The organism is Morganella sp. B601 (genome assembly GCF_051172335.1).
GTDB classification, from domain to species: Bacteria; Pseudomonadota; Gammaproteobacteria; order Enterobacterales; family Enterobacteriaceae; genus Morganella; species Morganella morganii.
Map to the genome: position 1 here is coordinate 56617 of NZ_JBPIZE010000009.1, position 25954 is coordinate 82570.

Here is a 25954-nt window from a genome sequence, read left to right on the forward strand (position 1 = left end):
ATCGGGCGGCAGATCCGATAAACTGTGCGGCACACAAAACCGTCAGAGAACGGAAATACATTAATTCTGCAATGGTGAGGCAAAGGGGAGAGCATGTCTGACGCGATCATCTGGGATCTGGCATTGATCCGGAAATATAACTATTCCGGTCCGCGATACACTTCGTATCCGACCGCACTGGAATTTAATCAGCAGTACAGTGACAGTGATTTTATCGCCTCAGCAAACCGCTATCCGGAGCGCCCGCTGTCGTTATATGTACATATCCCGTTCTGCCATAAATTATGTTACTTCTGCGGCTGTAATAAATTAGTCACACGTCAGAAGCATAAGGCGGATGAATATCTGGCTGTGCTGGAGAAAGAAATCACCGCCCGTGCCCCGTTGTTTGCCGGACGCGAAGTGCATCAGATGCACTGGGGCGGCGGTACGCCGACCTATCTCGATAAAGCACAGATCAGCCGTCTGACCGGCATGCTGCGTCAGCATTTCTGCTTTGCGCCGGATGCTGAGCTTTCCATTGAAATCGATCCGCGTGAAATAGAATTGGACGTTATCGACCATCTGCGGGCGGAAGGATTTAACCGTCTGAGCATGGGGGTGCAGGATTTCAACAAAGAAGTGCAGCGCCTGGTCAACCGCGAGCAGGATGAAGCGACGATTTTTGCGCTGGTGGAGCGCGCCCGGGCAACCGGGTTTGAATCCGTCAGTATCGACCTGATTTACGGGCTGCCGAAACAGACCCCGGAAAGTTTTGCCTTTACCCTGAAACGGGTGGCGGAACTGTCACCGGATCGCCTGAGTGTCTTTAACTATGCCCATCTGCCGAACCTGTTTGCCGCCCAGCGGAAAATCAAAGATGAAGATCTGCCTTCCGCAGAGCAGAAACTGACGATTTTACAGCAGACGATTGAAAACCTGACCGGCAGCGGTTATCAGTTTATCGGCATGGATCACTTCGCCAAACCGGATGATGAGCTGGCGGTCGCACAGAATAACGGCATCCTGCACCGTAATTTCCAGGGGTACACCACCCATGAGGAGTGCGATTTGCTGGGCTTTGGTGTCTCTGCGATCAGCATGCTGGGTGACCACTATGCCCAGAACCAGAAAGACCTGAAAACCTGGTATGCACAGGTGGAAGAGCGCGGCAACGGGTTGTGCCGTGGTCTGGTGCTGACGGAGGAAGACTGCCTGCGCCGCGATGTGATTAAGGCGCTGATCTGCAACTTCCGGCTGGATTATCCGCAGATTGAAAAGCAGTATAACCTGGATTTTAAAACCCATTTCGCCGAAGATTTGCAATTATTGCAGCCGATGGCGGATGACGGGCTGGTTGAGATCCGCGACGATGCTCTGGTGGTCACACCGCGCGGACGGCTGCTTATCCGTAATATATGTATGTGTTTTGATACCTATCTGCGCAACCAGATGCGTCAGCGTCAGTTCTCCCGCGTGATTTAATCTGTTTCCGGGGTTGATGCAGCGTCATCAATCCCGGCTTCTTTCAGTTTCCGCGTCAGCGTATTACGCCCCCAGCCCAGCAGGCGGGCGGCATCCTGCTTGTGTCCGTTGCTGTAATTCAGAGCGCACTGCAGCAGGGTACGTTCAAACAGCGGCAGAGCATCCGCCAGCAGATCGGTTTTCCCGGCCCGTAACTGTGCATCCGCCCACTGCGCCAGCTGCTGATCCCAGTTGCCGGCTGCCGGATTATGGCTGTGCTCACTGCGGATATGTTCTCCGGCAGCGGTCATGGTCAGGTCGGCAGGCAGATCCTGCGGCAGCACTTCCTGGGTGGAGGACATCACGGTCAGCCAGCGGCAGACGTTTTCCAGCTGACGGACGTTACCGGACCACGGCAGCTGCATCAGCAGCGCTTCGGTATCCGGATGCAGGGTTTTCGCTTCTGTTCCCAGCTCTTTTGCGGTTTTCTGCAGAAAATGGCGTGTCAGACGCGGAATATCTCCCGGTCGTTCCCGCAGCGGCGGCAGCTGCATGCGGATCACATTCAGGCGGTGGAACAGGTCTTCACGGAATTTACCTTCCGCCACCAGCCGCTCCAGATCCTGATGGGTGGCGGCAATAATCCTCACATCCACTTTTACCGGCGCATAACCGCCGACACGGTAAAACTGGCCTTCTGCCAGCACACGCAGCAGTCGTGTCTGAATATCGAGCGGCATATCGCCGATTTCATCAAGAAACAGCGAGCCGCCGTCCGCCTGCTCAAAACGCCCCTGCCGCACCTGTGATGCCCCGGTAAATGCGCCTTTTTCATGGCCGAAGAGTTCTGATTCAATCAAATCTTTCGGGATCGCCGCCATATTGAGAGCAATAAACGGAGCATCCGCCCGCGGGCTGTGATGGTGCAGGGCGTGCGCCACCAGCTCCTTCCCGGTCCCGGATTCGCCGTTAATCAGCACACTGATGGAGGAGCGGGATAACCGGCCTATCACCCGGTATACCTCCTGCATGGCAGCGGATTCACCGATAATGCCGGACACCGGATCGGCGGCCGCTTCCTGCCGTACCGGCAGATGCTGCTCGCGGTAATGTTCCAGGGCGCGGGCCACCAGCGTGACTGCATCATCAATATCAAAGGGTTTCGGCAGATAATCAAACGCGCCCTGCTGGTAAGCATTCACTGCGGCATCCAGGTCGGAATGGGCGGTCATAATAATCACCGGCAGTAACGGGTTATGCTGTTTGACCGCCGCCAGCAGAGACAGACCGTCCATGCCCGGCATCCGGATATCGGAGATCAGCACGTCCGGCTGTCCGCTGTTCAGGGCCGCAAGGGCATTTTCAGCACTGTCAAAACAGACACAGGCATAACCGGCGCTGCTCAGTGCGCGCTCGAGCACCCAGCGGATCGCGCTGTCATCATCAACGACCCAGATTTTTCCCGGCTGCATATGACCTCCTCAACAGGCTTACTGACGGATTGGCAGATAAAGTGAAAATAAGGTGTGACCCGGCCAGCTGCTGAACTCAATTTTGCCGTTATGCTGATCGATAAGATTGCGGGCAATGGATAAACCCAGCCCGGAACCGCCTTCGCGGCCGCTGACCATCGGATAGAACAGGGTATCCAGGATATGCGGCGGAATACCCGGGCCGTTGTCCTCAATATCAATCCTGGCGGCCAGCCGGTAGCGTTCTCCGTGCAGCATTACCTGGAATGCGGTGCGGGTACGCAGAATAATGGTGCCGCCTGCGGAATGCAGGGCCTCCAGGGCATTGCGCATAATATTGAGGATAACCTGCTCGATCTGGTCGGGATAATGCGACAACTCCGGCAAACTGGGATCGTAGTCTTTGACCAGCGTGATATTGTCCGGTTTTTCCAGATTGATGAGCTGAAAAACCCGCTCCGCCACATGGTGAATACTCTGCAGGCTTTTCTGCCCCGGATGCTGGGGGCCGAGAAGACGATCAACCAGCGCCCGCAGGCGATCGGCCTGCTCGATAATCACCTGTGTGTATTCCTGAAGTGCCGGATCCGGCAGCGCGCGGGATAACAGCTGTGCGGCACCGCGTAACCCGCCGAGCGGATTTTTGATTTCATGCGCCAGCCCGCGTACCAGATCACGGGCGGCAGCCTGCTGCGCCTGCTGTAATTGTTCCTGGGTAATGCGCCGGTGACTGTCGAGCGGTGTCAGTTCCAGCAGAATAAAATCGCCGGATACCGGCTGGGCACTCAGCGAAAGAGCGTGCATCTGGTTATTTACCACCAGGGTCACATCGTTGTCAGTAAAGCTGTGGCCTTCTGCCAGTGTGGTCTGCAATGTGGCGGTATCGAGGGAAAGGTAGCTGTATAAAATAGGGAGCGGCGTGCCGGTGAGTTTACGGGCACTCTGGGCGAATAACTGCATAGCCGATTGATTGGCGTAACGGATAATCAAATCATTATCCAGCAGCAGGACACAGTTGATCAGTGAATCAAGGAGCTGCTCTGCCTGCGGTTTGTTATCCGGGTTCATATTATCCACCTCTTTGCACCAATTTGGTGCATTGTAGCGTATTTACCCCGCAGGAGAAAAGGACCCGCCCAACGGCGGGTCAAGTGCTTCACGGCAACAAAATAAACCGGAACCTGTCACTCTGAGTACCGCCAGACAGCGGTACTATCAGAATCACACGCTGTAATACATATCAAATTCAACCGGATGCGGTGTCATATTCAGGCGCTGAACATCAGCACGCAGCAGGTCGATATAGGTGTTAATCGCATCTTCGGTAAACACACCGCCGCGCACCAGGAACTCATGATCCGCTGCCAGCGCATCCAGTGCATCACCCAGAGACGGTGCGACTGTCGGGATTTCTTTCGCTTCTTCCGGCGGCAGGTCATACAGGTTTTTATCCATGGCATCGCCCGGATGAATTTTATTGATGATACCGTCCAGACCGGCCATCAGCTGTGCGGCAAAGGCCAGATACGGGTTAGCAGCCGGGTCCGGGAAGCGGACTTCAATACGGCGGGCTTTCGCGCTGGACACAATCGGAATACGGATTGAGGCCGAACGGTTACGTGCAGAGTAAGCCAGCATGACCGGTGCTTCGTAGCCCGGCACCAGACGTTTGTAAGAGTTGGTGGTCGGGTTGGTAAAGGCGTTCAGGGCACGGGCGTGTTTGATGATCCCGCCGATGTAATAGAGTGCCATTTCTGACAGACCGGCATATTTATCCCCGGAGAACAGGTTAACGCCGTCTTTTGACAGAGACATATGGCAGTGCATACCGGAGCCGTTATCGCCGACCAGCGGTTTTGGCATAAAGGTCGCGGTTTTGCCGTAGCGGTGCGCCACATTCTGCACCACATATTTGTACATCTGGGTTTCGTCCGCTTTCAGCGTCATGGTATTGAAGCGGGTGGCGATTTCGTTCTGGCCGGCAGTACCGACTTCGTGGTGATGTGCTTCCACGACCAGACCCATCTCTTCCATGACCAGACACATTTCAGAACGCAGATCCTGTGAGGAATCGACCGGCGGCAGCGGGAAGTAACCGCCTTTCACGCGCGGACGATGACCTTTGTTGCCTTCCGGATAGACAGTACCGGTGTTCCAGGCGGCTTCAATATCATTGATATGATAGTAAGCACCGGAGATATCAGCACCGAAACGGATGTCATCAAACAGGAAAAACTCAGGTTCAGGCCCGAACAGGACGGTATCCGCAATACCGCTGGTGCGCAGGAAATCTTCGGCACGTTTGGCGATAGAGCGCGGGTCACGGTCATAACCCTGCATGGTGTTCGGCTCTAACACATCACAGCGCAGAACCAGTGTCGGGACTTCAAAGAACGGGTCGATCAGGGCGGATTCCGCAATCGGCATCAGTACCATGTCAGATTCGTTGATGCCTTTCCAGCCGGCCATTGAGGAACCGTCAAACATTTTTCCGTCTTCGAAGAAATCTTCATCTACCTGATGAGCAGGGATCGACACATGCTGTTCCTTGCCTTTGGTATCGGTAAAGCGTAAGTCCACGAATTTAACGTTGTACTCTTCCATCATGGTCAATACATGTTCAACAGACATATTCAGATCTCCTGGTTTGGGATGTTCCGTCAATCCTCTGGTGGTCACCCGGAGGGACACTGATTGCGGTTCTCACATTGCTTGATAAACATAAAGCGAAAAGCGTGCCAACTTTTTTAAAAGGGGGTAAGCCGCGTTACAGCGGCGGGTTACTCAGATAAGGATAGCGGAAACGGGGCGAATTGCACCATATTGGTGCATTTTTGATTCGGCTTGCAGACCCGGGATGCACTATTATGGTGCGATGAAATCAGTGCATCGTTTCCCGGCCACAAACGCAAAAAAAGTATCTCTTTTATCCTGAATAGGTTTATGATATGCCCCTCTGAATTCGTCGCTGAGCGTGGTATGCGCCGCTGATTTTGTAAAAAAATGGCAGGATGAATTTTATCTCCATGTTTTATAATCATTTATTTTTTAAGTGAGATGTATCACACTTCTTTCACTTGCCTCAGAGAACGTGTAAAATACCACCAAACATCTACACCATAGATGGGCGTTGTTGAAAAGAATGCTATCTGTGACGTAATTCCCATCCATTAACGAAAACGGTACAAGTCTTTGTCTATCGAGAAATTAAGAAATATTGCCATCATCGCTCACGTTGACCATGGCAAGACCACGCTGGTCGATAAATTATTACAGCAGTCCGGTACGTTTGATGAGCGTTCAAAACCGGAAGAGCGTGTAATGGACTCCGGCGATCTGGAAAGAGAGCGCGGCATTACTATTCTTGCAAAAAATACCGCGATTACGTGGAACGACTATCACATCAACATCGTTGACACCCCGGGGCACGCCGATTTCGGTGGTGAAGTAGAACGTGTGATGTCCATGGTTGACAGCGTACTGCTGCTGGTAGATGCGATGGACGGTCCTATGCCGCAGACCCGCTTTGTAACGCAGAAAGCGTTTGCAAACGGTCTGAAACCAATCGTCGTTATCAACAAAATTGACCGTCCGGGCGCACGTCCTGACTGGGTTATCGACCAGGTGTTTGACCTGTTTGACAACCTCGGCGCAACTGACGAGCAGCTCGACTTCCCTATCATTTATGCATCTGCGCTGAATGGTATTGCGGGCACCGATTATAACGATATGGCGGATGACATGACCCCGCTGTACGAAGCTATCGTTAAGTATGTTGAGCCGCCTCAGGTTGACCTCGACGGCCCGTTCCAGATGCAGATCTCCCAACTCGATTACAACAACTATTTAGGTGTTATCGGGATTGGTCGCATCAAGCGCGGTAAAGTCAAACCAAACCAGCAGGTTACTGTTATCGATGCGGAAGGTAAAACCCGTAACGGTAAAATCGGTAAGGTTCTCGGTCATTTAGGTCTGGATCGTATCGAAACGGAAGTTGCTGAAGCCGGTGATATCATCGCGCTGACCGGTCTGGGTGAACTGAATATCTCAGATACTATCTGTGATACCAACTGTGTTGAAGCATTAAAACCACTGGCCGTTGATGAACCAACCGTCAGCATGTATTTCTGCGTTAACACCTCACCATTCTGCGGTAAAGAAGGGAAATATGTGACTTCCCGTCAGATCCTTGACCGTCTGAAGAAAGAACTGGTTCACAACGTGGCACTGCGCGTTGAAGAAACTGAAGACCCGGATGCATTCCGTGTATCAGGCCGTGGTGAGCTGCACTTATCTGTTCTGATCGAAAACATGCGCCGTGAAGGTTTTGAGCTGGCGGTATCCCGTCCGCGCGTTATCTTCCGCGACATCGACGGCCGTAAACAGGAGCCGTTCGAGCAGGTGACTCTGGATATCGAAGAGCAGCACCAGGGTGATGTGATGATGGCACTGGGTGAGCGTAAAGGCGAACTGCGTGACATGATGCCGGATGGCAAAGGCCGCGTACGTCTGGATTACAGCATCCCGAGCCGTGGTCTGATCGGTTTCCGTACTGAATTCATGACCATGACTTCCGGTACCGGTTTACTGTATGCCACATTCAGTCACTATGATGATGTTAAACAGGGTGAAATCGGCCGCCGTCAGAACGGTGTGATGATTTCCAACGGTCAGGGTAAAGCAGTTGCATACGCACTGTACAGCCTGCAGGATCGCGGTAAGCTGTTTGTCGGTCACGGTACTGAAGTGTATGAAGGCCAGCTGATCGGTATTCACTCACGTTCAAACGACCTGACAGTTAACTGCCTGACCGGTAAGAAACTGACCAACATGCGTGCATCCGGTACTGATGAAGCTACCACACTGACTCCGTTTATCGAGAAAACCCTGGAACAGGCGTTAGAATTTATCGATGACGACGAATTAGTGGAAGTAACGCCGAAGTCTATCCGTCTGCGTAAACGCCACCTGACTGAAAACGACCGCAAACGCGCACACCGCAGCAAAGATTAATCTCTGCCGGTTGTTTTGATTCATGCCACTCAGGGCGCCTCCGGGCGCCCTGAGCTTTTTCTGCATACTGATCACATACCGGTCACAGGCTGATAACCGTACTGAAATACGGGCGGGATCGCACTCCCGGATATTTTTTCTCACCGAAAATGGTTTTCACTCTGTTCAGGAAGGGACTCTGCGGGTAGAGTAAAAATAATTCATCAACCCGGAGGGATGGTATGCTTTATATTTTTGACATGGGTAATGTCATTATTGATATTGATTTTAAACGTGTTTTATCAGTCTGGAGTAATCTGAGCGGCAAGCCGCTGTCCGAACTGAGCAGTGATTTTATTCACGGCGAAACCTTTAAACAGCATGAATGCGGCAAAATTTCCGATGTTGAATTTGCCGAAGCCATTAATGACCAGCTGGATATGTCGCTGAGTTTCGATGAGTTTGCCGAAGGCTGGCAGGCTATCTTTATCTCTGTCCGCCCTGATGTGATTGATATCATGAACAGGCTGCGTGAGCAGGGACACCGCGTGGTGGTGCTCTCTAACACCAACCGTCTGCATCAGGATTACTGGCCGCAGCACTATCCGGAAATCGCTGCTTCCGCGGATTTCCTGTATCTCTCCCAGGATCTGGGACTGCGCAAGCCGGACCCGGATATCTATCAGTATGTGCTTGAGACCGAAGAATTTGAGCCGCAGGATGCCGTGTTCTTTGATGATGTCCGCGAAAACGTGGATGCGGCAGTGGCACTCGGTATCAAAGGCGTGTTTGTCACCGATCGTGATACAGTCTCCCGTTATTTTGCAGAGTATGATTTTTCAGCAGAAGTGACTGAGTAATTCAGGTGTGATTGTTTTCTAAACGGATATGACATGATTGCATTAATACAGCGTGTGACCTGCGCAGATGTCCGGATCGCCGGGGAAATTGCCGGTGAAATCGGTCCCGGATTGCTGGTTCTTCTGGGCGTTGAGCGGGATGACGACGAACAAAAATCAAAACGTCTGAGTGAGAAAGTGATGGGTTACCGCATTTTCAGTGATGCGGACGGGAAAATGAACCTGAATGTGGCGCAGTCCGGCGGTCAGCTGCTGGTGGTGTCACAGTTCACCTTAGCAGCGGAAACACAAAAAGGAATGCGCCCGGGATTTTCAAACGGCGCGGCACCGGAAAAAGCCAATGCCTTATATGAGCACTTTGTAGCACAGTGCCGTGCAGCAGGAATGGTGACGGAAACAGGCCGGTTTGCGGCAGACATGCAGGTCAGTCTGACAAACGATGGTCCGGTCACTTTCTGGCTGCAGGTATGATACAACAGTCTCAGGCCGGTCACCGGTTACCACTGACAGGAGAAAGTGCGATGTATCATTTACGTGTACCAAAAACCGATCAGGAGCTGGAAAGCTATTTTCATTTCCGCTGGGCGATGCTGCGCAAGCCGCTGAATCAGCCGCAGGGGTCGGAAAAGGACGGTTATGATACCTATGCACATCATCAGATGGTGGTGGACGAAACCGGGCAGCCTGTGGCTGTCGGCCGTTTGTATATCAATGCAGAAAATGAAGGCGCGATCCGCTTTCTGGCAGTTGATCCGCAGATGCAGGGACGCGGGCTGGGCACACTGATTGCACGCGCACTGGAGTCCGTGGCGCGTCAGGAAGGTGTTAAGCGGATTGTCTGCAGTGCCCGTGAGGAAGCGGTCGCATTTTTTGAAAAATCAGGTTTTGAAAACAGAGGACCGATTACAGGCCCGCAAACGACGCCTGTTCGTCATTTTTTTATGATTAAATCCGTTGAAACCCTCGATGCGATTCTGCATCGCCCTGACTGGTGTGCCGAATTACAGAAAGCATGGTATGAAACCATTCCCCTGAGCGAAAAAATGGGGATCCGCATTACACAGTATACCGGTCAGGAATTTATGACCACCATGCCGGAAGGCCCGAACCAGAACCTGCATCAGACCATTTTTGCCGGCAGCCAGTTCTCGATGGCGACACTGACCGGCTGGGGGCTTATCTGGCTGCTGTTACAGGAAAACTCTCTGGACGGCGATATTGTGCTGGTGGATGCCAATATCCGCTACCGCAAGGCAGTGGCAGGCAGACCGGAAGCTATTGCTTCCCGCGATAAACTCAGCGGCGATCTGGATCGCCTGGCACGCGGCAGTAAAGCGCGGATTAAGCTGGAAGTGACTGTCGGGCAGGGGGATGAAGTCGGTGCGGTCTTTACCGGTACTTACATGGTGCTGCCCGGCCAGAAACACAGCGCGGAGTAACGGGTAAGATACATTTTTTTGCTGTGGCTGACAGAGAGAACAACGGGTCAGATACGGCGGTGATAACGGGCAGGCGAACGAAAAGCATGCGCGTCATGGATGACGCGCCTGAGCGCACAGGGAAGTATTCACAGCGGCTTTTCGTTTTGCCCGTTATCAGAGCTCCCCGGTTTCAGAGGATCACACCACAGCGCCTTACGGCGCTGTTTTTGTATCAGCAAAGGTTACAGAATTTCTCCGGTTTCGCTGTTATCCGGGATCACCCGCTGTGCAGGCGGGGCAGAAGGTGCCGGCTCTGCGGATCCCGGGGGGTTGCTCATCTGTCCCTGTGTGATAGCCCGGTTTATCTGATCCCCCTGTTTGTCCTGTCCGGAGAGCATGCCGCTCAGTGTGCTGCGGATATCCTCTGCCCGCAACTGCCCGTTCAGACGCAGGGTGTAATTGGCGCTGCCGGTCAGCGGAGCAGGTTGCCAGCCCCATTGTGACAGGATCTGACTGTCCGCACCGGTTGCCTGTAATGTGAAACTGAAAGGCGCAGTACCGGATGGCGTGGCCTGAAACTGCATTTTCAGCAACCCTTCCCCGGCAGAGGCGGCAAACTGTGTGGTTGCCGCGCTGTCAGTTCCGGCAGTCAGAGTCAGATACGGGCGGTGCAGTTCGACCCGGTTAAAGGTGGCATTGCCGGCACTGACAGAAAGCTCGCCGTCCCATAATCCCCACTGACCGGATTTCAGGATCTGCATGGTTTTGATGTAGCCGTTCACATTGGTGAGCTGGAACGGAAAAACCGGCTGTGTATCAATCAGCAGGGCATTGGAGACTTTAATATCCTGTAAGCGGATAGTATCAATTCCCTGCGGGGCGGCTTCCTGTAATGCGGCGAACCACTGTTCCGGGAAGCTGTACAGCAGGTTGTCGGCGACACCGCTGGTGATATCCAGTGTCCGGGTGGCGCGGTTCCACTCCCCGGTAAAGCGCAGAATGCTTTTGTCATAGCGTCCGGTCAGGCGGTTGACAGCAATCTGATCGCCGCGCAGTTCCAGGGTACTGATAATGTCAGAAAAATGCTGCCCGCTGAGTGTCAGATCCGCGGCGGCGATATCTGCCTGTCCGTTATCCGTCTGCCAGCGTCCTTGTTTAAAGGCCAGATTTTTGACTGTGCCTTCCAGATAGTTTACCGCCCACTGATGACCTTCGAGCTTGATATTGGTGGCGGTGATATTTCTGGCCTGAATATCCGGCAGATTTTCTGTGCTGTCTGTCAGCTGTGTCAGTGTTTGCGGTGTCTGCCAGCGGATATCATTAAGCAGCAGGTTATCCAGCTGCCACTGACCTTCGGCGCTGCGGCGTCCGGTGGCGGTGATCAGCCCGTTTTCCAGAGTGGCGGTCAGGTTATCAAACGTGAATTGTTTTCCGCTGACCTCGCCCTGCGTCAGGATATTTTTCAGCGGCAGCCCGTAGTAGTTCAGGCTGTTGGCGGAAAACTGGTATTTGCCGTTTCCGGTCAGGTCACTGCCCTGCGGCTGCCACGGCGTGATCCCGCCGGTAACACCTTCCGCGTCAATTACCCGGTTGCCGTCGGTGCGGCGGAGTGCGGTCTGATTGAGCTGTAATAACCCGGCACTGACCGGCAGAGTGCTGCTGTCAGCAGCATCAGAAATTTCGATATCCCCTTTCTGCACAATGATACGGGCAAACCAGCCGGGTTCAGAAAAACTGCGCCAGTCCAGGGTCAGCTCAACATTGGCCGCTTCCAGGGCAAAATCACCGGAAACCGTGCTGATGCTGACATCACTGAGTGAAATAAGTGAGGGGGAGGAGAGCGAGTGACTTATCGCGGAAAGCGAGACTTTGTAGCGGGTGTTGTCACTGATGAGGGCTGAAACCTGTTTTGTGCCCCATGATGTCTGCACCACAAGGGCAGTGGCAACGATAAGAATAATGACCAGTGTTATCAGCCAGAAAACAGCCCGTCCCAACCATTTCATAATGCGCTCCCCGATAGATAATCCTGAGGGCATACTAGCGTGAGGCTCTTTATGGTGACAAGGATTATCGCGGTTTTTCCGCACAGAGCAGCCCGCGTGACCCTTTCCGGTCACGCGGTTAAACAGATGATTATTTCTCCGGCGGGAAAATCAGGTTCAGAGCAATCGCGGTCAGGCCACCGGCCGCAATTCCTGAAGAAAGCAGGGTTTTCAGCCAGTCCGGTGCGAACTGCAGGATCAGCGGCTGCTGGGAAACACCCATGCCGACAGCCAGCGACAGCGCAATAATCATAATTGCCCGGCGGTTCAGGGTTTCGCGGGAGACAATCCGTACCCCGGACGCTGCAATCGTCCCGAACATCACAATGGTTGCACCGCCGAGTACCGGCTCCGGAATGTGCTGCACAAAACCGGCCACGGCCGGGAACAACCCCAGCACGATCAGCATCAGTGCCACCACATAACCGACATAACGGCTGGCAACGCCGGTCAGCTGGATCACGCCGTTGTTCTGCCCGAAACAGGAATTCGGGAAGGTGTTAAAGACCGCAGACAGGGCGGAATTGAGGCCGTTTGCCAGTACGCCGCCTTTCAGGCGCTTCATATAGAGCGGACCAGACACCGGTTGTTCGGAGACATCAGATGTGGCGGTAATATCACCGATGGTTTCCAGCGAGGTCACCATAAAGATCAGGATCAGCGGCAGCAGCAGGTTCCAGTCAATGGATAAGCCGTAATAGAGCGGTGCCGGGATCACAATCATTTCCTTTGGAATTTCCGTATGGTTCTCCGGCAGCATGCCCATCCACCAGGCGGCCAGATAGCCCGCTGTCATTGCCAGCACCAGAGAGGCAACGCGCAGATACGGGTTTTTCTGGCGGTTCAGCAGCACAATCACCGCCAGCACAATACCGGCGAGGATCAGGTTATCGGCAGAGCCGAAGGTGTTATCCGCCATTGCGCCGTAACCGCCGCCGATGGAAGTCAGCCCGACCTGAATTAATGACAGGCCGATAATCATTACCACCACACCGGACACCAGCGGCGTGATAATACGGCGCGCCAGATGCAGGAACCGGGAGAGGATCACTTCTGTCATCGCCGCCAGCATCAGTGTGCCGAACAGCCCCGCCATCATTCCTTCTGTATCCACACCGTTATTTTTCAGTGCCATACCGCCCATAATCAGCGGGGCAACAAAGTTAAAGCTGGTGCCCTGGATAGAGAGCAGCCCGGAGCCGACCGGCCCCCAGGTCCGGATTTGCAGCAGCGAGGCCAGCCCGGAAGCGAACAGCGACATACTGATAATCCGCTGGGTATCATGGGCGGAAAGGCCGAGCGCCTGAGCGATAAGCAACCCCGGCGTAATTACCGCCACAAACATCGCCAGCAGATGCTGGCAGGCGGCAAAGAGGGTCTGCGGCAGCGGCGGACGATCTTCCAGACGGTAGATGAGTTCACTATTTGTGTTAGTTGCGGGAGTTACACTGGTTTTGTCAGAAATTGCAGAGTTCATGTCAACAGGTCCGGGATAAGCAATTTCCGTATTTTAATGATCTGTGGCACAAAAGCAATCGTTTGCGCAGATGAGATGTTATTTTTTATAGCGGAATATAATCACAGTTTTATTTATTTTAACTTGTTTTTATCCGCTTTTTTTTCTTTAATCCGGATACCTGCTTTTTTTCTTGCGTGATAGGGACGTTATTAACGCGATACTGATGTAACAAATACCAACAATAAAAGGGGTACGTGAATGTATCAACTCGACGTTTACGGCACGCTGGTTGCGGCCACACTCGTCCTATTACTGGGACGTAAACTCGTAAAAACTGTACCATTCCTCGAAAAATATACTATTCCTGAGCCTGTGGCCGGTGGTCTTCTGGTCGCGATTGTATTATTGGGGCTCAAATCCGGTATGGATCTGGAAGTGAAATTTGATGATTCACTGAAAGACCCGCTGATGCTGGCTTTCTTCGCCACCATCGGCTTAAACGCCAACTTAGCCAGCCTGAAGGCGGGCGGTAAAACCTTATTTATCTTTGTGATTGCCGTTGTGGGCTTACTGATTGTGCAGAACAGTGTCGGTATTTCCCTGGCGAAAATGATGGGGCTTGACCCGCTGATTGGTCTGCTGGCCGGTTCTATCACACTTTCCGGTGGTCACGGTACCGGGGCGGCATGGGGTAAAATTTTCAGCGACAGCTATGGTTTCTCCTCTGCAACAGAAATTGCGATTGCCTGTGCAACATTTGGTCTGGTGCTCGGCGGCCTGATTGGTGGTCCGGTGGCCCGTTTCCTGATCAAAAAGACAGCCATGAGCGATGTGAAACTCCAGGATGATGAAGCACCGACCGCGTTTGAACAACCGCAGGCCGGACGCATGATCACTTCAATGGTTCTGCTTGAAACAATTGCACTGATTGCTATCTGTTTGCTGGCAGGGACGTATCTGTATGGTGTTCTGACGGATTTCTTCACGTCGATGCAGTGGAAGTTCCAGATCCCGGCATTCGTGTGTGTGCTGTTTATCGGGGTTATCCTGAGCAACAGTCTGTCACTGATGGGCTTCTACCGTGTATTTGAACGGGCGGTGTCGGTGCTGGGTAACGTCAGTCTGTCACTGTTCCTGGCGATGGCACTGATGAGTCTGAAACTGTGGGAAATCGCCTCTCTGGCGGTACCGATGCTGGTGATTCTGGCGGTACAGACAGTGGTGATGGCGCTGTATGCTGTCTTCGTCACTTACCGGGTGATGGGGAAAAACTATGATGCTGCGGTACTGGCTGCCGGTCACTGTGGTTTCGGGATGGGCGCGACACCAACCGCGATTGCTAACATGCAGGCGGTAACTGATCGCTTCGGTCCTTCCCATGTGGCCTTCCTGGTGGTACCGATGGTAGGGGCGTTCTTCCTGGATCTGATTAACGCACTGGTTATTCCGTTCTTCCTGGCGTTACCTGTTTTCCCGGCTGCGGGCGGGTAACAGAACAGACCTTAAAGCAGGTAAGCCACCCTTCCGGGTGGCTTTTTTCGTTATACGTTGGTGTATTGTGTGCGTTCCGGCAGCCAGCGTTCTATCAGGGCTTTCGCCTGTTCCGGATAATTCTGGTGCAGATGCCGTGCCACGCGCTGTACTTCCGGCAGCATGCCCTGATCGCGCAGTAAATCCGCCACTTTAAATTCCGCATTGCCGGTCTGGCGTGTGCCGAGCAGTTCCCCCGGCCCGCGGATTTCCAGGTCTTTCTGCGCGATAACAAAGCCGTCGTTGCTGTCACGCAGTACCTGAAGACGCAGTTTTGCTGTCTGGGTGAGCGGGGTTTTATACAGCAGCACACAGTGGGAGACGGCAGAGCCGCGCCCGACCCGGCCACGCAGCTGATGCAACTGTGCCAGCCCGAGCCGTTCCGGGTTTTCAATAATCATCAGGCTGGCGTTCGGCACATCCACCCCGACTTCAATCACCGTGGTGGCAACCAGCAGATCCAGCTCACCGGCCTTGAACTGCGCCATTACCGCCTGTTTTTCTGCCGGTTTCATGCGGCCGTGAACCATCCCGACCCGCAGATCCGGCAGCGTGGCGGACAGATCATCAAACGTGACCTGAGCCGCCTGAGCTTCCAGCAGATCCGATTCATCGATCAGGGTACAGACCCAGTAAGCCTGGCGCTTTTCATCCTGACAGGCACTGCGCACCCGCTCAATAATCTCATGGCGGCGGCTGTCCGGAATTGCCACCGTGGTCACCGGGGTTCTGCCGGGCGGCAGCTCATCGATAACCGAGGTGTCGAGATCCGCATAGGCTGTCATTGCCAGGGTGCGCGGGATCGGCGTGGCGGTCATAATCAGCTGATGCGGATGGAATCCCTGTTGTTCGCCTTTCTCCCACAACGCCAGCCGCTGGTGGACGCCAAAGCGGTGTTGTTCATCGATAATCACCAGCGCCAGGGAATGAAAACGGATATGTTCCTGAAAAATAGCGTGTGTGCCGATAACCATGGCCACATCACCGGCAGCGATGGCGTCTTCCTGTGCCTGTCGTGCCTTGCCTTTCTGTTTCCCGGCAACCCAGCCGACACGGATACCCAGCGGCTCCAGCCACTGACGGAACGTATTGGCGTGTTGTTCAGCCAGCAGTTCTGTCGGTGCCATCAGCGCCACCTGTTTGCCGTGTGCGATAGCGCGCAGTGCTGCCAGTGCGGCGACCAGCGTTTTCCCTGAGCCGACATCCCCCTGAATCAGGCGCATCATCGGCACTGGTTTTGCCAGATCCTGCTCTATTTCCGCCACCACGCGCTGCTGGGCATTGGTCGGTGAGAAGGGGAGTTGTGCCAGAAACTGATTTTTCAGTGCCTCCTGCGGTGACAGCGGCAGCGCGTGATAACGCTGTGCCCCTGCTCTGACGGCCAGCATGCTGAGGTGATGCGCCAGCAGTTCTTCCAGCACAATCCGTTTCAGTGCCGGATGCTGCCCGCTTTCCAGTTCGGCAAGCTGTGTATCCGCCGGTGGCCGGTGCAGTGTTTTCAGTGCCTGCGGCAGACTCATCATAGAGCGGGTCAGTTCCGGCGGCAGTAATTCATTGATGGCGCAGGTATCGAGCAGCTCCAGCGCCTGGTCGAGCAGTTTGCGGAGCGTGGCCTGGCGGACACCTTCGGTGGTCGGGTAGATAGGGGTGAGTGTTTCCTGTAATTCAACGGAAGTATCACTTTGGCGGACTTTGTATTCGGGGTGGAAAATTTCCGGACCGTTTTTGCCGCGCCGGATTTCGCCGTAAGCGGTGACTTGTTTTCCGGTCGCCAGCGCATTTTTCATCGCCGCCGAAAAGTTAAAGAAACGCAGGGTTAAGATGCCGGTACCGTCGCTTATCTGGCAGGTCATCATCCGTTTGCGGCCAAAGACCACATCGGTGCGCAGCACTTCGCCGCTGACGGTGGCATAAATTCCGGGTAACAGGTCAGTGATGGTATAGAGCCGGGTCTGGTCTTCATAACGCAGCGGCAGATGGAAAAGCAGATCCTGAAGGGTGTGCAGACCGATACCGGCCAGTTTGCCCGCCTGCCCGGCCCCGACGCCGTGTAAAGTCGTGAGTGGGATAGCATCAAGCAGTTGACCTTTCATTTTCTGCTCCGTTTCGTATCAGGCGGATGGTTTCTTCTGTTGCATGGCAGCCCACCAGCTGTCCGGCGCAATGATATGGCCCTGTTCATCAATCTGCGGACGGGGCAGTTTTTTCTCACGGGCGACCTGAGCCAGCACCGGATAACCGCGTTCAAACAGCAGGCGCTGCTGTTCATCCTGCGCCAGGGCACAGCGGGGATGCTCATAGAGACCAGCGGCTTCACGCTGACGCTGTGCTTCATAGAGGATCACAGCAGCGGCAACAGACACGTTCAGTGACTGTACCATGCCGGACATCGGGATCATAATATGCTGATCTGCCAGCCGGATGGCTTCCTGAGATATGCCGGTTTTCTCCGAGCCCATGATAATGCAGGTCGGGCGGGTAAAATCGACAGCCCGGAAATCCACCGCGCTGTCAGACAGATGCGTGGCAAGAATCTGCATACCCTGTGATTTCAGGAGGGTCACGGCATCAGCGAGTGTGTCGTGGTTATGCACATTCACCCAGCTGTTGCTGCCGGCGGCGGAAGAGACCAGCGTTTTGATTTTTTCCGGCCAGACTGCATGCAGATCATGGATACCGACAGCATCCGCGCTGCGGATCACAGCGGAGACATTGTGCGGCTTATGCACTTCTTCGAGACACAGAGTGAGGTCGGGCTGGCGCATCGCCATCATCCGGCAGATGCGCTCATAACGTTGGGAATTCATACCGTGTGATTAATTCCGGTTGCGGCTGACGCGCAGGACATCCGGCATAATGCGGATCTTACGCATAATATTCGCAAGCTGGATACGGTCTTTTGCGGTCAGGCGGATAAAGGCGCAGTAAACGCGGCCATCTTTCTCCTCGGTATTCATGCTCTGAATACTGGAGTTGGCATCATTAATTGCGGCAGTCAGGTTAGCCAGCGCGCCCTGGTGGTTAAACATATCCACTTTGATTTCAGCAATAAAATCGGTGTCGATATCATTATCCCACTCAACGGCCATGAATTTTTCCGGCTCTTTTTCATATCCGCGGATATTACGGCAGGATTCATGGTGGATAACCAGCCCTTTACCCGGACTGATATGGGCGATAATCGGGTCACCCGGTACCGGACGGCAGCATTTGGCGAAGGTGATAAGCACCCCGTCCGCGCCTTTGATCGGCAGCTTGCGGGTGGTGCTCTCTTCGGTATTACTTTCCGGCTCGTTCAGCAGGTTACGGGCAACCACCACACTCATGGCATTCCCCAGGCCGATTTCCGCCAGCAGGTCATCCAGAGTCGCCAGTTTCATCCGCACCAGCTCACGGCTGATATTTTCCTGCGGGATATCTGTGATCTTACGGCCGTTACCGAGTGCATGGTTGAGCAGACGGCGGCCCAGGTTGACAGAATCATCCCGTTTGAGGTTTTTCAGTAACTGACGGATTTTCGCCCGGGCTTTTGAGCTGACAACAAAGTTCAGCCACGCGGCATTCGGCCGTGCGCCCGGTGCGGTAATAATTTCAACGGTTTGTCCGCTGGTCAGTTGCTGGGAGAGCGGGTACGGCTGGCGGTCAACGCGCGCACCGACACAGGAGTGACCTATATCCGTATGGACGGCATAGGCGAAATCCACCGGGGTGGCGCCGGTCGGCAGCTCCACAATCCGGCCTTCCGGTGTGAAGACATAAATCTCATCCGGGAAGAGATCGGATTTCACGCTCTCAATAAATTCAAAGGTGTTGCCGGTGCTTTGCTGAAGTTCTATCAGGCTCTGCATCCAGCGGTGGGCACGCACCTGTGCGGTGGTGCCGGATTCACCGTGCTCTTTATAAGCCCAGTGTGCTGCCACCCCCATTTCCGCCATCTGATCCATATCTTCGGTCCGGATCTGCACTTCCACCGGCACCCCGTGAGGGCCGATAAGGGAGGTGTGTAATGACTGATAGCCGTTGGCTTTCGGGATGGCGATATAATCTTTGACGCGGCCGGGACGCGGCTTGTACAGGCCGTGAACCTGACCTAATACGCGGTAACAGGTGTCGACAGTACTTACAATCACGCGGAATGCATAAATGTCCATGATCGAGTGAAAACGCTGCTCTTTCAGGTGCATTTTCCGGTAGATGGAGTAGAGGTGTTTTTCCCGCCCGCTGACTTTGCAGCTGATCCCGGCTTCCGTCAGACGCCCTTCGATTTCGGATAAAATCTTCTGGATCATCTCTTTACGGTTGCCGCGTGCGGCTTTCACCACTTCTTTGATGACGCGGTAGCGGTTCGGGTAAAGGGCTTCGAATCCCAGCTCCTCAAGCTCCGTTTTGATATGGTGAATACCGAGACGGTGAGCCAGAGGACTGTAGATTTCAAGGGTTTCGCGCGCAATACGGCGACGCTTATCGGGACGCAGAGATCCGAGCGTGCGCATGTTGTGCGTGCGGTCTGCCAGCTTGATGAGAATGACACGGATGTCTTTCACCATCGCCATGACCATTTTGCGGAAGTTTTCAGCCTGAGCTTCTTTTTTATCGCGGAAGTTCAGTTTGTCTAACTTCGATACCCCTTCCACCAGCCCGGCAACCGTGGTGCCGAACAGTTGTTCAATATCCTGAAAGGTGGCAGGCGTATCTTCAATAACGTCGTGCAGCAGTGCTGCCATCAGTGTTTCGAGGTCGAGACGCATCTCGGCCAGGATACAGGCAACAGCGACCGGATGGGTAATATACGGTTCGCCACTGGAGCGGGTCTGCCCTTCGTGAGCATCCCGCGCAACGACATAGGCTTGTTTTAACAGATCAATCTGCTCTTTCGGCAGATAATCCTTAACAATATGGTTCAGGCTTTCAAACAGGTACAAGGCAGACCTACCTTAACTTAACGACGTCCTTCGGCGATTGCAGAAACCGCTTGCATTTCAGCAGCTTCCTGCTCCTGTTGTTCCTGGCGCTCACGGGCGTCAAGGATCTGGCCGTTGATCAGATTTTCTTCGATTTCGCGCAGGGCGATCACGGTGACTTTATCGTTTTCTTCCGGAACCAGAGGCTCTTTGCCGCCGGCCTGTAACTGACGCGCACGGCGTGCTGCCACTAATACGAGGTCAAAACGGTTACCAATTTTTTCTACTGCGTCCTGGACTGTTACGCGTGCCATAGGTGTGCTACTCCACAGATAAATAAATGACTCGGCATGATACTGAAAGTTGTATCACTGTGCCAATAATTTGGCGATTAAAGCATCATGTCGCTGAACCTGGCGACCTGAACGCAGACGTTCCGCACGGATAATCGTCTGTAAATCGGTCAGCGCGACATTAAAATCATCGTTCACAATCAGATAATCGTACTCGCCATAGTGCTGCATTTCACTGACTGCCTGTGCCATACGTCCGGCAATGACCTCGTCAGTGTCCTGACCACGGCCGCGCAGGCGGCGCAGCAATTCTTCACGGGACGGCGGCAGAATAAAGATACTGCGGGCTGCCGGCATCTGTTCCCGGATCTGGCGGGCTCCCTGCCAGTCAATATCAAGAAATACATCAACACCGGAGTTCAGGATATCTTCCACTGTTTTACGGGCAGTGCCGTAGTAATTTCCGAAGACACAGGCATGCTCAAGAAATTCATTACGGTCGATCATGCTTTTGAATTCATCTTCAGTGGTGAAGAAATAATGCTCTCCGTGCACTTCGCCCGGGCGGATACCACGGGTGGTGTGCGAAACAGAAACCTGGGTGTCATATAAAGGCTGTGTTTTCAGTAATGCCTGAATAAGACTCGATTTTCCCGCACCACTCGGCGCAGAGACAATATATAACGTACCTTGGGTCATTGTTGATGTCTTGTCTGATTGGGGGTTGAAAAAGCCTCGGGGAATAAATCCCCGCATATAGTATACACACACGCGCAGCGACATGCAGCGTTCAGGTGATTATCTGCTGAAAATTTCTTATTTTTCCGGTCAGATGAATACGGATGTTTCATTTTTCCGCACCGGCGGAATAAAAATGTACGTACAGCCCCCCAGTTACATGACAGTGCGGGACAACAGGAAAAAACAGACAAACAGGGCAGATAAGCAGAGCCGGAACCGGTATTGTCCGGTTCCGGGTGAGCGGTTATTGCCGTTAATCCTGATTTTCGTAATTAAAGACCGGTAACCCGAGGCGGTAGCGGATGGCAATTAACCGGGATGTCAGGCCGGCCACCAGGGTAATAATAATGACGGCATCGCGCGGCAGCGGCGTGTAAAACAGTAATCCCATATAGAGCCAGGCGGCGGCAAAGGAGATACCGGCATATAATTCTTTCTGGAAAACCAGCGGAATGGTGTTACACAGCATATCGCGCAGCACACCACCGAAAACACCGGTGATAACGGCGGCAATAGCCGCAATGATCGGCCCGTAGTTCATATCGAGTGCTATCTGAGCGCCGATAATGGAAAATACCATCAGCCCGATGGCATCCAGGATCAGGAAAAGACGGCGCAGATGTTTCATCATCGGCGCAACCCAGATAGTAATAACGGCAGCACAGGCAACCGTAATAATATATTCAGGATGTTTTACCCAGCCCAGCGGGTAATGGCCCAGCAGCATATCGCGGACAGACCCGCCGCCGATAGCAGTGGCGGAGGCGATAATAATCACGCCGAAAACATCCATTTTCCGGCGGCCGGCGGCCAGTGCTCCGGTCATGGCTTCAGCGGTAATACCAATAATGTACAGGATACTGAGTAACATAGTCTTATCATTGCCGGTTTATCGGAAGGTTAGCATAGTCAGCACAGCCGAAAGTCTCGACTGAGTTTTTTTTAGTCTGACCCAATCGGATTACCTGAGGTTATCCGAACTGATGGTATACAAAGAGAGTATCACTCTAATGAATGAATATCAGATAACAACAACGCCCCGTCATCATCAGCTTACTAATATTAATGTATGGACGCCGGATAGCCAATGGCTGGTTTATGATGTCCGCCCTCAGGGATCTTCGTTTACCGGTAAAACGATAGAAAAAATTCATGTGAATACAACAGAAATCCGTGAAATTTACCGGGGAACCGCCGGGGCCTGTGTGGGTGTGGTGACGGTCAGCCCTGAATTACCGGTGCGCTATGCCTTTATCTGCGGGCCGCTTAATCCGGATCAGCAGTGGCAGTATGATTTCCATCATCGTCAGGGGGTGATGGTCAGTGATGATGTACCGGGTGTTGCACACAATATTGATGCTTTCTGTATTACGCCGCCTTATCAGCCCGGCGCTCTGCGCGGTGGTACACATGTGCATGTGTTCAGCCCGGACGGAGAATGGCTGAGTTTCACTTATAACGACCATGTGCTGCATGAGCGGGATCCGGCGCTGGATCTGCGTAATGTGGCGGTGGCGGTTCCGCTGCATCCGGTATGCAGCGGGAAACATCACCCGCGTGAATATGACGGGGAGTTTTTCTGCTGTGTGGTCTCGCGGACAACTCCAGCGCCGCAGCCCGGCAGTGATGACATCAGCCGTGCATACGAAGAGGGCTGGATTGGTGAGCAGGGGTATCTGCGGGCTGACGGCTCCCGTCAGCGGCGTGCGATTGCGTTTATCGGGGATACCCGGTCAGAAAACGGTGAGGTGATCCCGGAGATTTTCCGTCTTGATCTGCCGGAACGGCCTGAAGATTATACCGTTGCCGGCGATCTGCCGCTTGAGGGAACCGACAGTACGATGCCTGCTCCGCCGGCCGGTGTCAGCCAGACGCGGCTGACATTTACCTATCAGCGCCGGTATCCGGGGCTGGCAAAACAGCCGCGTTTCTGGCTGCGCAGCTCACCGCAGGGCGACAAAATTGCGTTTCTGATGCAGGACGATCAGGGAATTGTTCAGTTGTGGACGATTTCCCCGCAGGGCGGGGAGCCGCATCAGGTCACTTCCGGCAGTGACAGTATTGAATCTGCATTCAGCTGGGACAGCACCGGGCGGTATCTGGCTTTTGTCCGCAAAGGATTGGTCATGGTGTGCAGTGCTGAAACCGGGGTATGCCGGGCGGTGACTGCACCATCAGCAGAACCGGTTTCAGGGGATGCGGTAGTGTTTTCACCGGATAACAGCCGGGTGGCATTTCTGCGCCGCACAAACGGCTGGCAGCAAATCTGGGTGGCAGACACCGGGCTGTAACGGCGGCAGATTACTCCTGTGGTAATGGTGCCGGGGCGTTATGGGCGGTTTCCGCTGCTTCCAGGCGTTTTACCCGTTCCGCAGGGGATGACTTACTGTTGTCTTTGCCGTCGGTGGCATAATCAACCGGGGCCAGAAGGGTATCGAGAACAGCGGAGAAGGGCAGGTCAATGGCGACAATCGGCTTCATTACCCAGCCGGTTTCGTCATCCTGCAACATGGCGATACTGTTTTTGGTCCCGGGATAGTAGCCCTCTGTCGGGCCGGTCCGGGTCATAATACTTGAGCAGCCGCTGAGTATCGTACTCAGTCCCAGCAATCCGCTTATTATCATACATTTGCGTGTCATAACATGTCCCTGCATATACAGCGGGCGGGTACCGGTAATTATTTCACCCGACCGGCGTACTATTCCATAAATAGAGTGTACTGAGAAGTTTTTGTTTTTTTGTGTGATCCGGATTTCCGTTTAACGGCGGAACGTGAGTGCTGTCATCTGAAAATGGTCACCGGCAAATCGTCACCGGTAAAACACGCAGATCACAGGCAAAGGGTACCATCCCCGGGGAACTGTTTTAACAGAACCGGCAGAATTATCTGTCAGAAAGTGTGACTGAATTTATTGAACAGTGCGGTTTGTCGGCGCTAATACAATGATAATAGCAGGATTATTACAGCCATTACCGGAGGCACTTGCGGGTAAACTGGGACGCATTACTGAACGGTGTGAGGTAAATGCCTTGTGCTTTATACCGGCCGGTAATGTCAGTTAACAGATCCAAAGTCCTCGTTATACCTTTACCCCGTTATGTTCTTACCACATAACGGGGATTTTTTTACCGGCGGCTGCAACAGTGCGGCAGATGATCATCAACCATGCCGACGGCCTGCATAAAGGAATAACAGATAACCGGCCCGCAGAATTTAAACCCGCGTTTTTTCAGCGCTTTTGCCAGAGTATGGGACAGCGGCGTATCCGCGGGGATGGTGCTGCTGTCAGTATGGTGGTTAACCAGCGGCGTGTTACCGGTGAAATTCCACAGAAAATCACTGAAATCCTCACCGGCCTGCTGCATCGCCAGATAGGCTTTTGCATTACTGATAATGGCATTGATTTTCGCCCGCTGGCGGACAATTCCCGGGTTTTGCATCAGTTTATCCACATCGGCATCTGTCATGGCTGCCACTTTTTCCGGATCGAACTGAAAGAACGACTGCCGGTAATTTTCCCGTTTTTTCAGGATTACCAGCCAGGAAAGACCCGCCTGCTGGCCTTCAAGGCAGATCATCTCAAATAATTTATGGTTATCCCGCTCGGGGACACCCCATTCGGTGTCATGATACTGAATATAGAGCGGGTCATCAGTAACCCACGCACAGCGGGTCTGAGCAGCGGCGGACAGTGACATTGTGTTCTCCCGGAAGACGGCTTTCCGGTTAATTTATACTGGATAAATATCCATGTAAACGGGTATATTCCCGGTTTTTCGATCCGGGCGGAAAAAGATCGGAGAAGCGCTGTATAGTCCGGCGGTCAGAGGGTATACTGAATGACTTTATTTTATTATTCATTTTCTCGCGTGCGGATCCAACATGCAAAAGTTTGATACCAAAACCTTCCAGGGTCTTATCCTGACATTACAGGATTACTGGGCGCGCCAGGGCTGTACCATTGTTCAACCACTGGACATGGAAGTCGGCGCCGGCACTTCACACCCGATGACGTGTCTGAGAGCGTTAGGGCCGGAGCCGATTGCGGCGGCCTATGTGCAGCCATCCCGTCGTCCGACGGACGGCCGTTACGGGGAAAACCCGAACCGCCTGCAGCACTACTATCAGTTTCAGGTCATCATCAAACCGTCTCCGGATAACATCCAGGAGCTGTATCTCGGTTCCCTGAAAGAGCTGGGTATTGACCCGACGGTTCATGACATCCGTTTTGTTGAAGATAACTGGGAAAACCCGACGCTGGGTGCCTGGGGATTAGGCTGGGAAGTCTGGCTGAACGGCATGGAAGTTACACAGTTTACTTACTTCCAGCAGGTCGGCGGCCTGGAGTGCAAACCGGTTACCGGGGAAGTCACTTACGGTCTCGAGCGCCTGGCGATGTATATCCAGGGCGTGGACAGCGTTTACGATCTGGTCTGGTGTGACGGCCCGCTGGGCAAAACCACCTATGGTGATATCTATCATCAGAACGAAGTTGAGCAATCCACGTATAACTTTGAATACGCCGATGTGGACTTCTTATTCACCTGTTTCGAACAGTATGAGAAAGAAGCACAGTCCCTGCTGGCACTGGAAACTCCGCTGCCGTTACCGGCCTACGAGCGTATTCTGAAAGCGGCTCACTCTTTCAACCTGCTCGATGCGCGCAAAGCGATTTCGGTGACGGAACGTCAGCGTTATATCCTGCGCATCCGTACCCTGACCAAAGCCGTTGCCGAAGCTTACTATGCCTCCCGTGAGGCACTGGGCTTCCCGATGTGTAAAAAGAACTAAGAGG

General features: G+C 53.5%; 21 protein-coding genes. 8 read left to right on the forward strand and 13 right to left on the reverse strand.

Features of this window, described 5'->3' with window-relative positions; all coding sequences use genetic code 11:
* Positions 1-93 precede the first annotated feature (93 nt).
* Positions 94-1464, forward strand: a complete 1371-nt coding sequence (gene hemN / locus ACSBQN_RS17960) for an oxygen-independent coproporphyrinogen III oxidase (RefSeq protein ID WP_024473634.1) — start codon at positions 94-96, stop codon at positions 1462-1464.
* On the opposite strand, the gene glnG is transcribed toward hemN, so the two are convergent.
* From glnG to glnA, 3 genes are all read right to left on the reverse strand, one after another.
* Positions 1461-2915 (reverse strand): nitrogen regulation protein NR(I), encoded by a 1455-nt coding sequence (gene glnG, locus ACSBQN_RS17965; RefSeq protein ID WP_024473633.1) that lies wholly within the window; start codon positions 2913-2915, stop codon positions 1461-1463. The two genes, hemN and glnG, sit on opposite strands and share 4 nt — an antisense overlap.
* Before the next feature lie 18 nt (positions 2916-2933).
* Positions 2934-3983, reverse strand: coding sequence for a nitrogen regulation protein NR(II) (glnL, locus tag ACSBQN_RS17970; RefSeq protein WP_024473632.1), 1050 nt, complete (start codon positions 3981-3983; stop codon positions 2934-2936).
* A 153-nt stretch (positions 3984-4136) separates the two neighbouring features.
* Positions 4137-5546: a glutamate--ammonia ligase gene (gene glnA, locus ACSBQN_RS17975; RefSeq protein ID WP_004236580.1), complete on the reverse strand. Its 1410-nt coding sequence runs from the start codon at positions 5544-5546 to the stop codon at positions 4137-4139.
* A 561-nt stretch (positions 5547-6107) separates the two neighbouring features.
* On the opposite strand from glnA, the gene typA reads away from it, so the two are divergent.
* The 4 genes from typA to fabY all read left to right on the forward strand — a co-directional run bounded on the left by typA (position 6108) and on the right by fabY (position 10206).
* Positions 6108-7928, forward strand: coding sequence for a ribosome-dependent GTPase TypA (gene typA, locus ACSBQN_RS17980; protein ID WP_004236578.1), 1821 nt, complete (start codon positions 6108-6110; stop codon positions 7926-7928).
* 221 nt (positions 7929-8149) lie between these two features.
* Positions 8150-8767, forward strand: coding sequence for a glucose-1-phosphatase (gene yihX, locus ACSBQN_RS17985; RefSeq protein ID WP_024473631.1), 618 nt, complete (start codon positions 8150-8152; stop codon positions 8765-8767).
* Between the two features lie 33 nt (positions 8768-8800).
* Positions 8801-9238 carry a D-aminoacyl-tRNA deacylase gene (gene dtd / locus ACSBQN_RS17990; protein WP_024473630.1) on the forward strand — a complete coding sequence of 146 codons (438 nt, stop codon included), beginning with the start codon at positions 8801-8803 and terminating at the stop codon, positions 9236-9238.
* A gap of 50 nt (positions 9239-9288) precedes the next feature.
* Positions 9289-10206, forward strand: coding sequence for a fatty acid biosynthesis protein FabY (gene fabY / locus ACSBQN_RS17995; protein WP_015422399.1), 918 nt, complete (start codon positions 9289-9291; stop codon positions 10204-10206).
* Positions 10207-10430: 224 nt separating this feature from the next.
* Here fabY and ACSBQN_RS18000 read toward each other — a convergent pair whose 3' ends face one another.
* Together ACSBQN_RS18000 and ACSBQN_RS18005 are read right to left on the reverse strand one after the other, a co-directional pair.
* Positions 10431-12194, reverse strand: a complete 1764-nt coding sequence (locus ACSBQN_RS18000; RefSeq protein ID WP_024473629.1) for a hypothetical protein — start codon at positions 12192-12194, stop codon at positions 10431-10433.
* Positions 12195-12324: 130 nt separating this feature from the next.
* Complete coding sequence (locus tag ACSBQN_RS18005) at positions 12325-13710, reverse strand: nucleobase:cation symporter-2 family protein (protein ID WP_354633020.1); 1386 nt, start codon at positions 13708-13710, stop codon at positions 12325-12327.
* A 240-nt stretch (positions 13711-13950) separates the two neighbouring features.
* On the opposite strand from ACSBQN_RS18005, the gene gltS reads away from it, so the two are divergent.
* Positions 13951-15183: a sodium/glutamate symporter gene (gltS, locus tag ACSBQN_RS18010; RefSeq protein ID WP_024473627.1), complete on the forward strand. Its 1233-nt coding sequence runs from the start codon at positions 13951-13953 to the stop codon at positions 15181-15183.
* A 50-nt stretch (positions 15184-15233) separates the two neighbouring features.
* On the opposite strand, the gene recG is transcribed toward gltS, so the two are convergent.
* The 6 genes from recG to ACSBQN_RS18040 all read right to left on the reverse strand — a co-directional run bounded on the left by recG (position 15234) and on the right by ACSBQN_RS18040 (position 22028).
* A complete protein-coding gene (gene recG / locus ACSBQN_RS18015; RefSeq protein WP_337137385.1) occupies positions 15234-17315 on the reverse strand; it encodes an ATP-dependent DNA helicase RecG in 2082 nt (693 codons plus the stop codon).
* An 18-nt stretch (positions 17316-17333) separates the two neighbouring features.
* Positions 17334-18029 carry a tRNA (guanosine(18)-2'-O)-methyltransferase TrmH gene (gene trmH, locus ACSBQN_RS18020; protein WP_096747626.1) on the reverse strand — a complete coding sequence of 232 codons (696 nt, stop codon included), beginning with the start codon at positions 18027-18029 and terminating at the stop codon, positions 17334-17336.
* A 9-nt stretch (positions 18030-18038) separates the two neighbouring features.
* Positions 18039-20144, reverse strand: coding sequence for a bifunctional GTP diphosphokinase/guanosine-3',5'-bis pyrophosphate 3'-pyrophosphohydrolase (gene spoT / locus ACSBQN_RS18025; RefSeq protein WP_024473624.1), 2106 nt, complete (start codon positions 20142-20144; stop codon positions 18039-18041).
* A gap of 17 nt (positions 20145-20161) precedes the next feature.
* Positions 20162-20437, reverse strand: a complete 276-nt coding sequence (rpoZ, locus tag ACSBQN_RS18030) for a DNA-directed RNA polymerase subunit omega (RefSeq protein ID WP_004236565.1) — start codon at positions 20435-20437, stop codon at positions 20162-20164.
* A gap of 54 nt (positions 20438-20491) precedes the next feature.
* A complete protein-coding gene (gmk, locus tag ACSBQN_RS18035) occupies positions 20492-21115 on the reverse strand; it encodes a guanylate kinase (RefSeq protein WP_262875740.1) in 624 nt (207 codons plus the stop codon).
* A gap of 295 nt (positions 21116-21410) precedes the next feature.
* A complete protein-coding gene (locus tag ACSBQN_RS18040) occupies positions 21411-22028 on the reverse strand; it encodes a trimeric intracellular cation channel family protein (RefSeq protein WP_004236560.1) in 618 nt (205 codons plus the stop codon).
* 139 nt (positions 22029-22167) lie between these two features.
* Between ACSBQN_RS18040 and ACSBQN_RS18045 the strand changes: the two genes are divergently transcribed.
* Positions 22168-23448 (forward strand): DUF3748 domain-containing protein, encoded by a 1281-nt coding sequence (locus ACSBQN_RS18045; RefSeq protein WP_220730379.1) that lies wholly within the window; start codon positions 22168-22170, stop codon positions 23446-23448.
* Positions 23449-23458: 10 nt separating this feature from the next.
* Here ACSBQN_RS18045 and ACSBQN_RS18050 read toward each other — a convergent pair whose 3' ends face one another.
* Together ACSBQN_RS18050 and ACSBQN_RS18055 are read right to left on the reverse strand one after the other, a co-directional pair.
* Entirely contained in the window at positions 23459-23797 is a 339-nt protein-coding gene (locus tag ACSBQN_RS18050; RefSeq protein WP_004240758.1) for a YceK/YidQ family lipoprotein, read from the reverse strand.
* Between the two features lie 487 nt (positions 23798-24284).
* Entirely contained in the window at positions 24285-24857 is a 573-nt protein-coding gene (locus ACSBQN_RS18055; protein WP_024473622.1) for a DNA-3-methyladenine glycosylase I, read from the reverse strand.
* A 184-nt stretch (positions 24858-25041) separates the two neighbouring features.
* Between ACSBQN_RS18055 and glyQ the strand changes: the two genes are divergently transcribed.
* A complete protein-coding gene (gene glyQ / locus ACSBQN_RS18060; protein WP_004236554.1) occupies positions 25042-25950 on the forward strand; it encodes a glycine--tRNA ligase subunit alpha in 909 nt (302 codons plus the stop codon).
* Positions 25951-25954: the final 4 nt, after the last annotated feature.

Bases quoted from the DNA above. Each gene is read 5' to 3' on its own strand.
- glnA (WP_004236580.1), bottom strand. From the start codon at position 5,546: ATGTCTGTTGAACATGTATTGACCATGATGGAAGAGTACAACGTTAAA.
- fabY (WP_015422399.1), top strand. From the start codon at position 9,289: ATGTATCATTTACGTGTACCAAAAACCGATCAGGAGCTGGAAAGCTAT.
- ACSBQN_RS18005 (WP_354633020.1), bottom strand. From the start codon at position 13,710: ATGAACTCTGCAATTTCTGACAAAACCAGTGTAACTCCCGCAACTAAC.
- gmk (WP_262875740.1), bottom strand. From the start codon at position 21,115: ATGACCCAAGGTACGTTATATATTGTCTCTGCGCCGAGTGGTGCGGGA.
- trmH (WP_096747626.1), bottom strand. From the start codon at position 18,029: ATGAATTCCCAACGTTATGAGCGCATCTGCCGGATGATGGCGATGCGC.
- ACSBQN_RS18000 (WP_024473629.1), bottom strand. From the start codon at position 12,194: ATGAAATGGTTGGGACGGGCTGTTTTCTGGCTGATAACACTGGTCATT.
- glnL (WP_024473632.1), bottom strand. From the start codon at position 3,983: ATGAACCCGGATAACAAACCGCAGGCAGAGCAGCTCCTTGATTCACTG.
- ACSBQN_RS18055 (WP_024473622.1), bottom strand. From the start codon at position 24,857: ATGTCACTGTCCGCCGCTGCTCAGACCCGCTGTGCGTGGGTTACTGAT.
- yihX (WP_024473631.1), top strand. From the start codon at position 8,150: ATGCTTTATATTTTTGACATGGGTAATGTCATTATTGATATTGATTTT.
- hemN (WP_024473634.1), top strand. From the start codon at position 94: ATGTCTGACGCGATCATCTGGGATCTGGCATTGATCCGGAAATATAAC.
- glnG (WP_024473633.1), bottom strand. From the start codon at position 2,915: ATGCAGCCGGGAAAAATCTGGGTCGTTGATGATGACAGCGCGATCCGC.
- rpoZ (WP_004236565.1), bottom strand. From the start codon at position 20,437: ATGGCACGCGTAACAGTCCAGGACGCAGTAGAAAAAATTGGTAACCGT.
- ACSBQN_RS18050 (WP_004240758.1), bottom strand. From the start codon at position 23,797: ATGACACGCAAATGTATGATAATAAGCGGATTGCTGGGACTGAGTACG.
- glyQ (WP_004236554.1), top strand. From the start codon at position 25,042: ATGCAAAAGTTTGATACCAAAACCTTCCAGGGTCTTATCCTGACATTA.
- ACSBQN_RS18040 (WP_004236560.1), bottom strand. From the start codon at position 22,028: ATGTTACTCAGTATCCTGTACATTATTGGTATTACCGCTGAAGCCATG.
- dtd (WP_024473630.1), top strand. From the start codon at position 8,801: ATGATTGCATTAATACAGCGTGTGACCTGCGCAGATGTCCGGATCGCC.
- gltS (WP_024473627.1), top strand. From the start codon at position 13,951: ATGTATCAACTCGACGTTTACGGCACGCTGGTTGCGGCCACACTCGTC.
- recG (WP_337137385.1), bottom strand. From the start codon at position 17,315: ATGAAAGGTCAACTGCTTGATGCTATCCCACTCACGACTTTACACGGC.
- ACSBQN_RS18045 (WP_220730379.1), top strand. From the start codon at position 22,168: ATGAATGAATATCAGATAACAACAACGCCCCGTCATCATCAGCTTACT.